The sequence below is a fragment of the Mumia sp. ZJ430 genome (genome assembly GCF_011751845.1).
Taxonomy (GTDB): domain Bacteria; phylum Actinomycetota; class Actinomycetes; order Propionibacteriales; family Nocardioidaceae; genus Mumia.
Genome location: NZ_JAAHFK010000004.1, coordinates 336,764 through 351,378 on the forward strand (window position 1 = coordinate 336,764; position 14,615 = coordinate 351,378).

General features: G+C 70.5%; 14 protein-coding genes and 2 tRNA genes. 9 read left to right on the plus strand and 7 right to left on the minus strand.

Features of this window, described 5'->3' with window-relative positions; all coding sequences use genetic code 11:
• Positions 1-16 precede the first annotated feature (16 nt).
• The 4 genes from dnaG (at position 17) to HCT63_RS17860 (ending at position 3,650) form a co-directional block, all read left to right on the plus strand.
• Positions 17-1,948: a DNA primase gene (gene dnaG, locus HCT63_RS17845; protein WP_167008031.1), complete on the plus strand. Its 1,932-nt coding sequence runs from the start codon at positions 17-19 to the stop codon at positions 1,946-1,948.
• A 115-nt stretch (positions 1,949-2,063) separates the two neighbouring features.
• A complete protein-coding gene (locus HCT63_RS17850) occupies positions 2,064-2,948 on the plus strand; it encodes a sigma-70 family RNA polymerase sigma factor (protein ID WP_167008034.1) in 885 nt (294 codons plus the stop codon).
• Between the two features lie 17 nt (positions 2,949-2,965).
• Positions 2,966-3,514: a hypothetical protein gene (locus HCT63_RS17855; RefSeq protein ID WP_167008037.1), complete on the plus strand. Its 549-nt coding sequence runs from the start codon at positions 2,966-2,968 to the stop codon at positions 3,512-3,514.
• A gap of 63 nt (positions 3,515-3,577) precedes the next feature.
• Positions 3,578-3,650, plus strand: a tRNA-Asn gene (locus HCT63_RS17860).
• A 78-nt stretch (positions 3,651-3,728) separates the two neighbouring features.
• Here the strand turns inward: HCT63_RS17860 and HCT63_RS17865 are convergent.
• Positions 3,729-4,481, minus strand: coding sequence for a PIG-L deacetylase family protein (locus HCT63_RS17865; protein WP_167008039.1), 753 nt, complete (start codon positions 4,479-4,481; stop codon positions 3,729-3,731).
• A 72-nt stretch (positions 4,482-4,553) separates the two neighbouring features.
• Here HCT63_RS17865 and HCT63_RS17870 point away from each other — a divergent pair.
• Both HCT63_RS17870 and HCT63_RS17875 read left to right on the plus strand, forming a co-directional pair.
• Positions 4,554-4,631, plus strand: a tRNA-Ile gene (locus HCT63_RS17870).
• A gap of 21 nt (positions 4,632-4,652) precedes the next feature.
• Positions 4,653-4,928 (plus strand): hypothetical protein, encoded by a 276-nt coding sequence (locus HCT63_RS17875; protein WP_167008042.1) that lies wholly within the window; start codon positions 4,653-4,655, stop codon positions 4,926-4,928.
• Between the two features lie 9 nt (positions 4,929-4,937).
• Here HCT63_RS17875 and HCT63_RS17880 read toward each other — a convergent pair whose 3' ends face one another.
• Positions 4,938-5,606, minus strand: coding sequence for an NAD(P)H-binding protein (locus tag HCT63_RS17880; protein WP_167008045.1), 669 nt, complete (start codon positions 5,604-5,606; stop codon positions 4,938-4,940).
• A 202-nt stretch (positions 5,607-5,808) separates the two neighbouring features.
• Here HCT63_RS17880 and HCT63_RS17885 point away from each other — a divergent pair, with 202 nt between their 5' ends.
• Positions 5,809-6,309: a DUF3145 domain-containing protein gene (locus HCT63_RS17885; protein ID WP_167008047.1), complete on the plus strand. Its 501-nt coding sequence runs from the start codon at positions 5,809-5,811 to the stop codon at positions 6,307-6,309.
• 11 nt (positions 6,310-6,320) lie between these two features.
• Here the strand turns inward: HCT63_RS17885 and HCT63_RS17890 are convergent, their stop codons facing one another.
• From HCT63_RS17890 to HCT63_RS17900, 3 genes are all read right to left on the minus strand, one after another.
• A complete protein-coding gene (locus HCT63_RS17890) occupies positions 6,321-6,857 on the minus strand; it encodes a hypothetical protein (protein WP_167008050.1) in 537 nt (178 codons plus the stop codon).
• Between the two features lie 95 nt (positions 6,858-6,952).
• Positions 6,953-7,204, minus strand: coding sequence for a hypothetical protein (locus tag HCT63_RS17895; RefSeq protein ID WP_167008053.1), 252 nt, complete (start codon positions 7,202-7,204; stop codon positions 6,953-6,955).
• A gap of 384 nt (positions 7,205-7,588) precedes the next feature.
• Positions 7,589-8,779 carry a helix-turn-helix domain-containing protein gene (locus HCT63_RS17900; RefSeq protein WP_243843102.1) on the minus strand — a complete coding sequence of 397 codons (1,191 nt, stop codon included), beginning with the start codon at positions 8,777-8,779 and terminating at the stop codon, positions 7,589-7,591.
• A 77-nt stretch (positions 8,780-8,856) separates the two neighbouring features.
• On the opposite strand from HCT63_RS17900, the gene HCT63_RS17905 reads away from it, so the two are divergent.
• Positions 8,857-9,840 carry an alpha/beta fold hydrolase gene (locus HCT63_RS17905; RefSeq protein WP_167008056.1) on the plus strand — a complete coding sequence of 328 codons (984 nt, stop codon included), beginning with the start codon at positions 8,857-8,859 and terminating at the stop codon, positions 9,838-9,840.
• 6 nt (positions 9,841-9,846) lie between these two features.
• Here the strand turns inward: HCT63_RS17905 and HCT63_RS17910 are convergent, their stop codons facing one another.
• Together HCT63_RS17910 and aceE are read right to left on the minus strand one after the other, a co-directional pair.
• A complete protein-coding gene (locus HCT63_RS17910; protein ID WP_167008059.1) occupies positions 9,847-11,022 on the minus strand; it encodes a phosphatase PAP2 family protein in 1,176 nt (391 codons plus the stop codon).
• An 81-nt stretch (positions 11,023-11,103) separates the two neighbouring features.
• Positions 11,104-13,866: a pyruvate dehydrogenase (acetyl-transferring), homodimeric type gene (gene aceE, locus HCT63_RS17915; RefSeq protein ID WP_167008062.1), complete on the minus strand. Its 2,763-nt coding sequence runs from the start codon at positions 13,864-13,866 to the stop codon at positions 11,104-11,106.
• Positions 13,867-14,160: 294 nt separating this feature from the next.
• Between aceE and HCT63_RS17920 the strand changes: the two genes are divergently transcribed.
• Positions 14,161-14,580: a DUF3052 domain-containing protein gene (locus HCT63_RS17920; protein WP_167008065.1), complete on the plus strand. Its 420-nt coding sequence runs from the start codon at positions 14,161-14,163 to the stop codon at positions 14,578-14,580.
• Positions 14,581-14,615: the final 35 nt, after the last annotated feature.

The following is a 14,615-nucleotide window of genomic DNA, read 5'->3' on the forward strand; positions in this document are numbered from 1 at the left end:
CCGTAGACTCACCTGCGTGGCAGGCCGGATCCGCGAGGACGACATCGCAGCAGTGCGCGAACGCGCGCGGATCGACGAGGTGGTCGAGCAGTACGTCACGCTCCGCAACGCCGGTGGCGGCTCGCGCAAGGGGCTCTGCCCGTTCCACGACGAGAAGTCGCCGTCGTTCAACGTCACCCCGTCGCGCGGGATGTACTACTGCTTCGGCTGCGGCGAGGGCGGGGATGTCTTCACGTTCCTCCAGAAGATCGACCAGATCGGCTTCAGCGAGGCGGTCGAGCGGCTAGCGGCGAAGTACGGCATCACACTGACCTACGTCGACGGCCCGGTTGGCCCGCAGCGCGACTTCGCACAGCGTGGACGGCTGGTCAAGGCCAACGCCGCGGCTGCGGAGTTCTTCGTCGAGCAGCTCGCGAGCGGCAAGGGCTCGCTCACCGGGCGCCAGTTCCTCGCCGACCGCGGCTTCGGGCGGGAGACGGCCGAGCGCTTCGGTGTCGGGTTCGCCCCGCGCGACGGTGAGGCGCTCCTGCGCAACCTGCGCGATCGCGGCTTCGACGAGGAGGACCTCGTCACTGCCGGGCTGGTGGCGCGCAACAGCCGAGGCGCGTACGACCGCTTCCGCGGGCGGCTGATCTGGCCGATCCGCGACGCGTCGGGTGATGTCGTCGGGTTCGGTGCGCGGCGGTTGTTCGACGACGACCGCATCGAGGCGAAGTACCTCAACACCCCCGAGACCCCGCTCTACAAGAAGAGCCAGGTCCTGTATGGCGTCGACCTGGCCCGCAAGGCCATCTCGCAGTCCAGCCAGGCGGTCATCGTCGAGGGCTACACCGACGTGATGGCATGCCATGAGGCGGGCGTCGGCACTGCGGTCGCGACCTGCGGGACGGCGTTCGGCGACGAGCACGGCCGGATCCTGCGGCGGCTGCTCCTCGACCACGAGGCGATGCGCGGCGAGGTGATCTTCACCTTCGACGGCGACGAGGCCGGCCAGAAGGCCGCGATGAGGGCGTTCGATGGTGACGAGCAGTTCGTCGCCCAGACCTACGTCGCGGTGCAGGGTGACGGTCTCGACCCCTGTGACCTGCGTCTGCAGCAGGGAGACGCGGCCGTGCGCGAGCTGGTGGCCTCCCGGATCCCGCTGTACCGCTTCGTGCTGCGCAACGTCGTCGCACGCTACGACCTCGACCATGCCGACCAGCGGGTCGACGCGCTGCGTGCGTCGGTCGCTCTCGTCTCCTCCGTGCGCGACCGAGGCAAGGTCGAGCAGTTCGTCCGCGAGATCGCGTCGACGGTCGGCATCGAGATCGACGAGGTGCGCCGTGAGCTCGGGGACGCCAAGAAACGCCCCGCGCCTCGGACGAACGCCCGGACGTCGACCCGGACGAACGGGGCGGCCGCCCCGTCCGCTCACTCGGCGCCCACGGAGCCTGCCGGCGAGGAGCGCCCCGTGCGCGCGCCGGTGCCGAGCTTCGGGGAGCCCCGTTTCGCCGACGAGCGCGAGCTTCTGAAGGTGGTCGTCCAGCACCCCCACCTCATCACGCCCCACGCCGACGGGCTCGACACCGACGACTTCACGCACCCGCACGCGATCGCCGTCTGGGCGGCCGCCGCCACGGAGGGCTTCCCGTCGAAGCCCGACGAGTCGTGGGCGGCTCGCGTCCGCGGTCACGTCGACGACACAGACGTGCAGCGGGTGCTCGCACACCTGTCGCTCGATCCGCTGCGCGCCACCGGCGCACCTGACACCGTGCTCGTCGACGCGCTCGTCGCGCGTGTGCAGGAGCTCACAGTGCTGCGCCACATCGCGTCGGTGAAGTCCAAGCTCCAGCGGACGAACCCGCTCGAGTCCGCCACCGAGTACAACCGCATGTTCGGCGACCTCGTGGCACTCGAGCAGCAACGCCGCCAGCTCCGCGAGAAGGCCATCGGCGGCTCGCTGCTCTGAGTCGGCGGTCCTCTCGGTTGCTCGGTTCGTCCCCGGTTCCAGCAGGTGCCGCGGTGTCCACAGATGCCGTCGTGCGGGGCCCCGAAGGGGTCGTGCCACTGCCCAGACTGGCGCCATGACCTCACTCGGCCCGACCTTCTCGCCCCTGTCCACCGCGCCCTCGCCGTCCGCGTACGCCCACGCACTCACCGCCGTCCCGTTGCTGAGCGCACAAGAGGAGGTGGCGCTCGCCGAGACGTACGCCGCGGGGCGCGCGGCCCGTGAGCGTCTGCTGTCCGCTGAGGTCGCGGACGGCGCGCGGGAGGCCCTGGCGGAGGTCGTCGCGCAGGGAGCACGGGCACGCACCCACCTTGTCCTCGCCAACGTCCGCCTCGTGGTCTCGTTCGCGCGGCGGCTCGACGAGTGCGGCGTGCCGTTCGCCGACCTGGTCCAGGAGGGGGTCGTCGGTCTGATCCGGGCGGTCGAGGGGTTCGACCCCTCTCGGGGGTTCCGCTTCTCGACCTACGCCGCGCCGTGGGTGAAACGACACATCGCCGATGCGGCGGGGTCCCGGCGCGTGGTGCGGCTCCCTCCCAAGGCCGAGCTCCAGGTGGTCGCGTGCCGGGAGGTCGCCGAGACGCTGCACCGCGAGTCCGGCCGTGCGCCGTCGGCGGGGGCGGTCGCCGAGCGGGTCGGGATCCCCGAGGACCGGGTCGAGAGGCTGCTCGCTGCCGACACCGTGCCCGTGTCCCTCGACGCGCTCGAGAGCGACGTGGTCGCAGCTCGCGGCGAGGCCGTCGACCCCCGGGTGTGCTGGGCCGTCAGGGAGGCGCTCGCGGTGCTTCCCGAGGTCGAGCGCGAGGTCGTGGAGCGTCGCTTCGGGATCGACGGCGGGGGAGCGCGTTCCCTCCGCGCGGTCGCGCTCGAGCTCGACTGCGGTCTCGACGTCGTGCGCGCTCAGGAGCAGCGAGCGCTCCAGACCCTCAGAGACCACCCGGCGGTCGCGATGGTGGCGCCGTGATGGACCAAGATGGCTGCATGGCGACGGCGCGCAAGATTCCGAAGCAGATCCGGCGAGCGATCGAAGCCGAGCACTCCGAGCGGGTCCTCGCGGCGCAGCAGGACGTGGCCGAGCACTGGCACGTGGGCACCGATGCCGCCCTCCACCTCGCGGCCGATACCGACCACCTGCGCGTGCCCTGGGAGCAGGTGGAGTCGCTGTCGTGGGATGCCGAGGCATCCACCGTGACCGTCCAGTGGGGCGGCAGCGACGCGATCCACCGCGAGGTCGTGGCATTCGACGGGCCTGGTCGGCTCGTCGAGCTCGCACGCGAGCGGGTGGACGCGAGCATCGTCGCGAGTGCGCGCGAGACAGTGGAGGGGGCCCGTGACACGGTGACCGTCGTTGCCCGGCGCTCACCGACGCGTCGCGGGCCGCTGACCTTCTCGTACGTGCTCGACCAAGGCCTCTCGTCCGACGATCCACACGTCAGGGAGGCGACCGCTCGGGCACTCGCGTCCGTCCAGGACGACCTCGGCCTGCGCGGCGATGCGGGCCTCGGCGGCGCCGAGGAGGAGCGCCCATGAGACGGGACCCCGGTTTGGGGTCCAGGGACGACGCTTGCTAGGCTAGCGGTCGCTCGAGAGCATTCCCCTGTAGCTCAATTGGCAGAGCAGCCGGCTGTTAACCGGCAGGTTACTGGTTCGAGTCCAGTCGGGGGAGCAAGAGAAACGGTCCGGCCAGCGGAGAGATCCGCAGGCCGGACCGTTTTGCATCTGCTGGTGCCCCTCTGCGAGTGCCTCAGTCCTCCGGGAGGGCCAGCGGGAGGACTTCGAACGACGTCGCATAACGCACGCCCATCGCGGTGCCCGCCGGCTCGGCCATCGACCCGAGGAACGCGGCCGGGTCGAAGTCGACCCACCCGAGCCCGTCGAGGTACGCCTTGTGGGCACGCAGCGACGCCACGCCCGCGTCGAAGGTGGCGGAGATGTCGACGCCGTGCCGGGCGTCGGGGGAGCCCGCGACCCAGACGGCGCGAACGCCGCCCCAGGGCTCGACACCCGCCTCGTGGAAGACCCACCGGTTGCCGGCGTCGCGGACCGCGTCGACGGTCGCCCGGCCGACGGCGATGTGGTCGGCCTGGTTGAGGAACCCGTTCGGGAAGGTTGGGTGGAAGTTGCCCGTGATGACGATGTCGGGTCGGTGCACCCGCACCTGCCGGGCGATCACCCGGCGCAGCGGGACCCCGTACTCGACGATCCCGTCGGGCAGCCCGAGGAACTCCACGGTGTCGACACCGACGATCCGCGCGGACTCGATCTGCTCGGCCGTCCGCACCGTGCGGGTGACCTCGGGCTCCATCCCATCGATACCGGCCTCGCCGCTGGTCACCATGCAGTAGATGACGCGCTTGCCCTGTGCCGTCCACCGGGCGACGGCTGCAGCGGCTCCGAACTCCATGTCGTCGGGATGAGCCACGACGGCGAGGGCGGTCTCCCAGTCCTCGTCGAGCGGCTGGAGGGCTGCGGGACTTCCGCGCTGCTCGTCGGTCATCTTGCGATCGTAGGTCGGATGCGGCCGCCCTGCCGCCTGCCTGGGCGCCGGCCACTAGGCTGTGCTCCGCGAGGGGCGGTAGCTCAGCTGGTCAGAGCAGCGGACTCATAATCCGTCAGGTCGTGGGTTCGAGCCCCACCCGCCCCACCACGCCCGTCGGGAGGAACCAGGATGACGATGCCGCAGGACCCGTTCGAGCGGGCGGGGTCCTCGCTCCTGTACGCCGTGTCGTCACCCTCGTCGAGCATCGCGACGGCGATGGCCGAGGTGGCGCAGCGGCTTCAGGACCTCGCGTCCCAGGAGTCCGCGAACGAGATCCTCTCCGTGAGCCACGACGTCACGGTCATCACCGCCGGCGACGACGAGGGCGGGGTGAAGGCCGCATTCACCGGAAAGTCGCGACCTCGCGAGTACGTCGTCTCGGCGCTCGCGACGATCCGCGCCTGAGCCTGCCGGTCAACCGGCGAGCGGCCCCGGCGACAGCGATGCCAGCGCCTCGGCGACCGGCACGTCGCCGCCCACCACCTCGAAGGTCGTTCGTACGGTCGACGGTGTCTCGAGAGCCACGGCGATCACCTCCGCGACGTCGGCGCGGGGGATCGAGCCGCGCCCGACGGAGTCGCCGACCGTGACCCTCCCTGTCCCCGGATCGTCCGTGAGGCCGCCCGGGCGCACGATCGTCCAGTCGAGCGCACTCGCCCGCACCGCGTCGTCGGCCTCGCCCTTGGCTGCGAGATAGACCTGGAACACGTCGTCGGAGCTCGCGTCGCCCTGGCCCGCGCCCATGGACGAGACCACGACGAACCGGTACGCCCCGACGAGCTGCGCCGCCGCGGCCAGGAGGACGGCCCCGTCGCGGTCGACCGTCCACTTGCGCTCCACGCCCGATCCCGACCCTGCGCCGGCGGCGAAGACGGCGGCATCGGCGCCGCCGAGCGCGTCGGCGACCTGGGTCGCGCTCGCGCTCTCAAGGTCGACGAGCACGGGCGAGCCGCCCGCGGCCGTGACATCGTCGGCGTGCTCGGGCTTCCTGATGAGGCCGACGACCTCGTGACCGGCGTCGGCGAGTTTGCGGGTCAGCAGCAGCGCGATCTTGCCGTGGCCCCCCGCGATGGCGACCTTCATGCACGTCCCTCCCGTCGTACGGGCGTCTCGTCGTGAGCATCTGAGCCCCCGAGAAGGCGGGCACCGTCGCTCCCGTTCATCCTGCCACGACAGCCCCGTACACAGGCGACCGTGGTGCCGAACCCCAGGATGCGGCACAATAGGGCGCAGTGCTTCGGTCCGAGGACGTTGGGGAAGGCGGATCTCGAACCAGGAGGCACTGATGAGCAACGCCACCCTGGGCGTCCTGTACGTCCACTCAGCACCGTCGGCGCTCTGCCCGCACGTCGAGTGGGCCGTCGCCGGCGTATTTGGCGCGCCCGCGGCACTGCAGTGGTCTCCGCAGCCCGCTGAGCCGGGCGCCTATCGCTGCGAGCTCTCCTGGCAGGGCCCGGCGGGCACTGCCGCGACCCTGACCTCCGCACTGCGCGGATGGGAGCGCCTGCGCTTCGAGTCGACCGAGGAGCCGACAGCCCAGACCGAGGGTGCTCGCTACTCCTCGACGCCGTCGCTCGGGGTGTTCCACGCGGTCATCGGCAGCCATGGCGACGTGATGGTGCACGAGGAGCGGATCAAGGCCGCGATGGCCCGTGCCGCAGCCGGCGAGGTCGACCTCGAAGCCGAGCTCGACACGCTCCTCGGCCGGCCTTGGGACGACGAGCTCGAGGCGTTCCGCCACGCCGGCGACGGCGCGCCCGTACGGTGGCTCCACCAGGTCGGATGAGACGGTCGGCGTCAGCCGATCTCGACGCGCGCGCTCGGCGAGGTGAAGCCGTCACCGACGACACGGAACTCCCACGAGCCCGTCCGGCTCGTCACGATCCACGTTGAGAACGTCCCGCCCTTGCGGGTCGTTGCGGTGACGGGGAAGTCTCCCCACTCGCCGTCCTGACCCTCACGGCGCTGGACCTGCAGCGTCGACCCGGCACCCAGCTCGGGGGCGCGGCCGGTGAACTCGATGCGCTCACCCGGACCGACCGCGTCGCTCGATGCCTCGAACCGGGGATCCTTCGGCTTCGGCGAGGACGTCGTCGGCGGTGGTGTCGTCGGGGCGGGCGTGGTCTCCGTCGGTTCCTCCGGCTCGTCCGTCTCCTCGCTCGCGGCCGGGGCCGAGGGAGTCGGCTCAGCCTTGAAGCCGAGTGCGCGGATCGCCGATGCCCCGGCGAACCCGAAGATCAGTCCCATCGCGATCCCGGCGCCCACGAGACCGAGCACGATCTTGAGCACGAGGCGGTTGCGCGCTCCGTCGGCGGAGTCGCTGCTCAGATCCATCAAGGTGCCCCTCCTCGCTGATCGGCCTCCATCATGACAAACGACCGAAGCCCGGACACAGGGGGCGTGGGTCAGCCCGATGCGAGCTCTCGCTCTCAGCCCGATGCGAGCTCTCGCTCGACGTGAGCCACCACATCCCCCACCGTCCCCGACAACGCGGCCACGGGAACGCGGACGTCGAAGCGCTCCTCGATCCCGAGGGAGAGCGCGCCGAGCGACAACGGGCCCATCCGGAGATCGTCGACGAACGACGACGACAGGCTCAGCACGCCGGGCGCTCGGCCGGGTGCGATCTGGTCGACGATCGCGGTGAGCTCCTCGACGACGGACGACGCTGGCGTGTGCATGGGGAAGTCCTCAGGTGGACGAGAGACGGTACAAAGGCCGACCATGCGCCGCCGGCCGCGTCCACCTGGACGCGGCCGGCGGCGTCGCAAGGGCGACCCCCGAACGCCCCTGCGAGGCCGTGCTCGTTGCGCAGCCCGTCACCGCCTGGCGGTGCCGGCCCCCGTTGAGGCCGCTGTGCGGCCGCCGCGCACTCCTCCGACGAAACCTCGGATTGGGTCCGCTCCGAGCCGCGTAGGTCGGAACCCCGGCCTAGTGGCGGGGGAGTAGATCCTCAACCGTGGTCACGACGACGAATCACGAGCACGTCACCAAGACTGCCTGTGACGGCCCCGGAATCACGAAGGGGACTTGGCACAAAATACTCACGGTCGGTTGTGGGGTTCCTACAACGGCGGACGTCGCTGCTCCCCGGGCGACATCAGGAGCCCGCCCAAGGTCAGTCCTACGCGCAGCGTGTAGGCGCCGCGTGGGTCGAGCGGCTCGAGCCCCGTCACCTCGCGCACCTTCCTCAACCGATAGCGCACCGTGTTCGGATGGACGAACAACCGTCGGGCCGCCGCCTCGACCGAGGCTCCCGTCTCCAAGAAGGTCGAGAGCGTCGTGTGAAGCGTCGGATCGGACTCGCTCAGCCGCGTGTGGACCCCGTCGACCAGAGCGCGCCGCGCGTGCCCGTCGCCGGCGAGAGAGCGTTCGACCAACAGGTCGTCGGCGAGGACGGGCCGTGGGGCGGCCACCCACCCCGTCGCCGCGCGTAGGCCCGCGAGCGCCGCACGTGCCGACCGGTGCGCCTGGGCGATGTGGTCGACGCCCGGGCCGATGACCACCGCACCCGACCCGAACGCGTCGACGACCGCCGCGCCCGCGGCGTGGAGGTCGCTGACGCCGCCGAGCAGCACGACGAGACGCTCGAGCTGTACGGAGGTCAGTGTGGACAGCTCAGCGGCGCGTGCGCGCCGTCGCACGTCGTCCACGACGCCGCCTTCGCCGGACGTCGGCGCCGGTGGCGCAGCACCGACGAGCACCACGACAGTGCCGTCCGTCTCCCAGCCGAGGGCCGCGGCACGTGAGCGGATGACCTCCTCGGGCTCGCCCCGTACGACGGCGTCCACGACGAGCGCCTCCATCCGGGCGTCCCACTGGCCACGCGACTCCGCCGCGCGCGCATAGACGTCGGCGGTCGCGAACGCGACCTCCCGCGCGTACGAGGACAGCTCTCGGCGCACGTCGTCCACGTCCTCAGGGCCGAAGAGGTGGGTCGCGTGCTGCTCGATTACCTCGATCGTCGTGCGCACCATCGCGACCGTCTGGTGCAAGGTGACGTGGCGCGTGAGGCCGCGGGGGGCAGCGCCGAAGACCGTGGCCGTGACGTCCACCGGCGCAGCGCCCGTACGCATCCACTCCGCGCACTGCGCGATCCCTGCGTGCGCGATCAGCGAGATCCACGACCGGTGCTCGGCATCGAGCTCGTGGAACCAGTCGAGATCGCGCTCCATCGTCGCGATCGCCGCGGTCGTGAGATCGCCAGAGGCCTTGTCCAACACCTGCGCGTACCGCTCGTGCGTCGCCTCGCTCACACGCAACAGGGTAGGTGCAGCAGGGCCATCCAGCCGATATCCTGAGCCGAATTTCTACGAACGAGGAGCGGCGACGGATGAGCGAGCCCGACGAGTCCGGCCCCCTCCGGACGCGGTTCGTCTCGCTCCACGGCCACCGGCGGGCGTACCGGATGGCGGGGCAGGGGCCCGCGCTCCTCCTGCTGCACGGCCTCGGGTGCGACTCGACGACGTGGCTCCCCGTGATGGGGCGCCTCGCGGACCGGTTCCGGGTGATCGCCCCGGACTTCCTTGGGCACGGCGAGTCCGACAAGCCTCGCGGCGACTACTCGCTCGGCGGTTACGCCAACGCAATGCGCGACCTCCTCGCGTACCTCGAGATCGAGCGGGTCACCATCGTCGGGCACAGCTTCGGGGGTGGTGTGGCGATGCAGTTCGCCTACCAGTACCCCGAGCGCACCGAGCGCATCTGCCTCGTCGCCCCCGGCGGCCTCGGAGCGGACGTGACGCCGCTGATCCGCCTGCTCACGGTCCCCGGTGCAGGTCTCGGCCTCAGAGCGCTCACCGTGCCACCGCTGCGCGGTCCCGTCCGTGCGGGGCTGCGCGCTCTGTCGCGCTCGGGGCTCCCGTACACCCGCGACCTCGACGAGGTGGCCGGCGTCTACTCCGCGCTGTGCGACCCGGGCAACCGTGCCGCGGTCCGCGCAGCGACCAGCCATGTCGTCGACTGGCGGGGGCAACGGATCACGATGACCGATCGCGCCTACCTCGCCGAGGTGATCCCGCTATGCCTCGTGTGGGGCGAGAAGGACGCGGTGATCCCAGCCCGCCACGCGCTCGTCGCGCAGCGCCGCGGACCGCACACGGTGGTCCGGCTCTTCCCCGACAGCGGCCACTTCCCGCACAAGGACGAGCCTGATCTCTTCGTCGACGTGCTGACCGCGTTCGTCGACGAGCAGCCTGCGGCGACCTACCGCCCTCAGCGCTGGCGAGCGATCCTTCGCAGCGGCGCCCGCGCCGAGGGTGCCGACTCGGTCGAGGCAGCGGCCGCTGTCGTCGACCTCACGGCCGACGCGGGCTGACCCAGGTCAGGCCACGCTGGAGGCGGCGTCCGCCTTGGCCGCCTCGGCGGCCTTGCGCTTCTTGCGGTAGCCCCAGTTGCCCGTCACCGCGGCACCGATCGCGATCGAGAGGACGGCGATGATGACGCCGCCGATGTCGTCGAGCACGTAGTGCCAGCCGAAGTAGATCGTCGCGAGGACGGTGCCGGTGAAGTAGACCCACAGCGTCCGCAGGAGCCACTTGTTGAGGCCGATGATCTGGAAGAAGAGGCAGGCGGTGAGGACCACGGAGACGTGGAGCGAGGCGAAGCCGGCGATGCCGTGGATCTTCTCGGTGTCCCACGGGCTGCTCAGCACGTCGTAGCGGGCGTGTGCCAGCGACTGTTGCAGCGCTGCCACGCCACTGTCGCCGGGCAGGTCGGAGAACAAGGACTGGTTGGCGAAGATCGGCCCCAGCGTCGGGATCAGGTAGTAGCTCGCGACGCCGAGGATCCAGTTGAGGCTCAGCGCCGTCGCGTACCAGGCGCCGAGCGAGAGATCCTTGTTGAGGACGAGCAACGCCGCCAGCGACACCGGCGTGAGCATGAGGTACGAGACGTAGATCGTCGACAGGATCAGCGCGATGAAGCCGGTCCCGAGCACGGCGTGCAGGACCAGCGCGGGGTAGTGGCCGAAGAACAGCCACCGGTCGAGCTGCATCAGGTCGGCGTCGTACAGCACCTCGTCGCGCACGATCGGCAGGAAGCTCTTGAGGTTGCGGTAGCTCACGTACGAGACGTAGAAGGCGATGAGACCGAGCGCGGCGTGGACGAGGCGCGACCAGCTCCACTCCGTGCGCACGATCGTGACGGCGCGCGACCACAGGCCGCGGAAGGTGCGCTTCTGGAGGAACGCCTGCACGGCGAGCCCGCCACCGATGAAGAGGAACCCGAGCGCCGGAAGACGGACGTACGCGGGACCGAGGAAACCCTCGGGGTCGCGCATCGGGAGATCGAGGTAGTAGGACGCCCAGATCGTGAAGACGCCGACGACGATCGAGAACGCCACGAGGAAGGTGTAGGGCCAGCGCAGGACGCGCAGCCACGTCGGGGTCCGTCGTTCGGCCTTCGACGCCTCCTGCTCCACCGTGGCCGTCGCGGGTGCCGGAGCACTCACGGACCCGCTCGTGGCAGCATCGAACGTCGTGTCGTCACGGGGATCCATGACGACATTCTAGAGGACGAGGGGTGAACGCCCGGTGACCCTTCAGTCCACCGTGCGCTCACCCCTCGTGACGTGCCGTCGTCAGGCGTCAGCGCCTTCCTGGGGCACTCCTGCGACTGCGGTGGGGTCGTCGAGCTGGAACCGCGCGTACGCCTCGGCGGCCGTCTCCGGCTTCACCTCGCCCTGAGCGGCGAGGGCCTCGAGCACACCCACGACGATCGACGCGCTGTCGATCTGGAAGAAGCGGCGTGCTGCGGCCCGTGTGTCGGCGAATCCGAAGCCGTCCGCACCGAGCGACGTCCAGGCGTGCGGGACCCACCGCGAGATCTGGTCGGGCACCGCGCGCATGTAGTCGGTCACCGCCAGCACCGGGCCGTGCGTGCCGGCGAGCGCGCGCGTCACGTACGGCTGGACGGGCTCCTCGCCCGGCGCGTTGAACGAGGCACGCTCAGCGGCGTCGGCCTCACGTGCGAGCTCGTTCCACGACGTCACCGACCACACGTCGGCGCGGACGCCGTACTCGTCGGCGAGGATCTGCTGCGCCTCGAGCGCCCACGGGACCGCGACGCCCGACGCGAGGATCTGCGCCCGGGGGGCGTCGCCCTCGCGCTGCGGAGCCTCGCGATAGCGGTACATGCCCTTGAGCAGCGCCTCCACGTCGAGGTCCTCCGGCTCGGCGGGCTGGACGACGGGCTCGTTGTAGACGGTGAGGTAGTAGAACACGTCCTCGCCGTGCGGGTTCTCCTCAGTGCTGCCGTACATCCGCCGCATGCCGTCCTGGACGATGCGGCTGATCTCGAAGCCGAACGCCGGGTCGTAGTGGATCGCGGCGGGGTTGGTGCGCGCCAGCAGCGGCGAGTGGCCGTCGGCGTGCTGCAGGCCCTCACCGGTCAGGGTCGTACGACCGGCGGTCGCGCCGACGAGGAAGCCCTTGGACATCTGGTCGGCCATCGCCCACAGGGAGTCGCCGGTGCGCTGGAAGCCGAACATCGAGTAGAAGATGTAGACCGGGATCATCGGCTCGCCGTGGGTCGCGTACGCCGAGCCCGCAGCGGTCATCGAGGCGACCGCGCCTGCCTCGCTGATGCCCTCGTGGAGGAGCTGACCGGCGGTCGACTCCTTGTAGGCGAGGAGGATCTTCCGGTCGACGGACTCGTACGACTGACCGTGCGGGTTGTAGACCTTCGCCGTGGGGAACATCGAGTCCATGCCGAACGTCCGGAACTCGTCCGGCGCGATGGGCACGATCCGCGAGCCGATCTTCTTGTCGCGCATGAGGTTGCGCAGCAGGCGGACGAACGCCATCGTCGTCGCGATCGCCTGGTTGCCGGAGCCGCCGCGCAGCTCGGCGTACATGTCGTCGCCGGGCAGCTCGAGCGGCGTCGAGCGGACCACACGCTTGGGCAGCGACCCGCCGAGCTGGCGGCGGCGCTCGCGCATGTACTGGATCTCGTCGGAGTCCTCGCCGGGGTGGTAGAACGGCGCGATCTCGGCCTCGTCGATCTCGGCGTCGCTGATCGGCAGGTAGAGCCGGTCACGGAAGCGCTTGAGGTCGGCCTTGGTGAGCTTCTTCATCTGGTGGGTCGCGTTGCGGCCCTCCAGTGCGTCGATCGTCCAGCCCTTGATGGTCTGGGCCAGGATCACCGTCGGCTGGCCGGTGTGGTTCATCGCGGCCTCGAACGCCGAGTAGACCTTGCGGTAGTCGTGACCGCCGCGCGGCAGCTTGGAGATCTGGTCGTCCGTCAGGTGCTCGACCATCTTGAGCAGGCGCGGGTCGGCGCCGAAGAAGTGGTCGCGCGTGTACGAGCCGTCCTCGATCGAGTACGTCTGGTACTGGCCGTCGGGCGTGCGGTTCATCTGGTTGACGAGGACCCCGTCGACGTCGCGGGCGAGAAGCTCGTCCCACTCGCGTCCCCAGATCACCTTGATGACGTTCCAGCCGGCGCCGCGGAACGTCGACTCCAGCTCCTGGATGATCTTGCCGTTGCCCCGCACCGGGCCGTCGAGCTGCTGCAGGTTGCAGTTGATGACGAACGTGAGGTTGTCGAGCTCCTCGCGCGCGGCCAGGCCGATCGCGCCGAGCGACTCGGGCTCGCCCATCTCGCCGTCGCCGAGGAACGCCCAGACGCGCTGCTCGCTGGTGTCCTTGATGCCGCGGTTCTGGAGGTAGCGGTTGAAGCGCGCCTGATAGATCGAGTTGAGCGCGGCCAGCCCCATGGAGACGGTCGGGAACTCCCAGAAGTCCGGCATGAGCCGCGGGTGGGGGTACGACGACAGTCCGTTGCCCGGGCCGTGGCTGACCTCCTGGCGGAAGCGGTCGAGCTGCTCGGCGGTGAGCCGGCCCTCGAGGTAGGCGCGGGCGTAGATGCCGGGGGAGGCGTGTCCCTGGATGAACACCTGGTCGCCGCCGCCGGGGTGGTCCTTGCCGCGGAAGAAGTGGTTGAAGCCCACCTCGTACAGGCTCGCGGCCGACTGGTACGTCGCGATGTGGCCGCCGACACCGAGGCCGGGGCGGTTCGCGCGCGACACCATGGCGGCGGCGTTCCAGCGGATGTAGGCGCGGATGCGCCGCTCGACGTCCTCGTCCCCGGGGAACCACGGCTCACGCTCGGGCGGGATCGAGTTGATGTAGTCGGTGCTCGTCAGCGCGGGGACGCCAACCTGCTTCTCGCGAGCCCGCTCCAGCAGGCGAAGCATCACGTATCGGGCCCGTCCACGGCCGCGTTCGTCGACCATCTCGTCGAACGAGTCGAGCCATTCGGTGGTCTCGTCCGGGTCGATGTCGGGGAGCTGAGACGGGAGACCCTCGTGGATGACGGGGGGCCGCTCGGGTGACTGGGCCACTTCGTTTCCTTCTCTCGTACAAGTGCGCTGATCTCGCACAGATCGCGGCTGCACCGGGTGTGCGCAGCAGCGGCGTTCGGCGGGTACCGGTAGGTCCCCGGCCGTCCGACGTCCATCCTTCCACCGCGCCCTAATACCCGCGAGTAGCCGCCCCCTCCCCGGCTGCGGTGCGTGCCGTGACGGCCCCGTGGCAGGCGGACCTGCGCGCTCCTTCCCCCCGAAGTCGGCAGAGCCGCTAGTGTGTGGCGCCTAGGCACGAGTGGGCCTGGGCAAACACGTATTGAGGAGGCACGGGTGAGCGCCACCGCGCAGGACGCGGACCGTCCGGGGCACGGAGATCGTCTTGGCTTCAAGCCGGACATGGTCGTCCAGGAGCTCGGATGGGACGAGGACGTCGACGACGCCCTCCGAGAGTCGATCGAGGATCGCATCGGCAGCGAGATGGTGGACGGCGACTACGGGGAGGTCGTCGACGGTGTGGTCCTGTGGTGGCGCGCCGACGACGGTGACCTCGCAGACGCCCTGATGGACTCGCTGCAGGATCTGGTCGAGGGCGGCACGGTCTGGCTGCTCACGCCGAAGGTCGGGCGATCCGGTTACGTCGACGGCGCCGACATCGCCGAGGCGGCACCGATCGCTGGGCTGTCGACGACGACGACCAATCCGGCCGGCTCGGACTGGGCCGCGACCAAGCTCTCGACGCACAAACGCTGACGCGACGCAGGGGACGGAGTCTGGGCTGCCGGGCT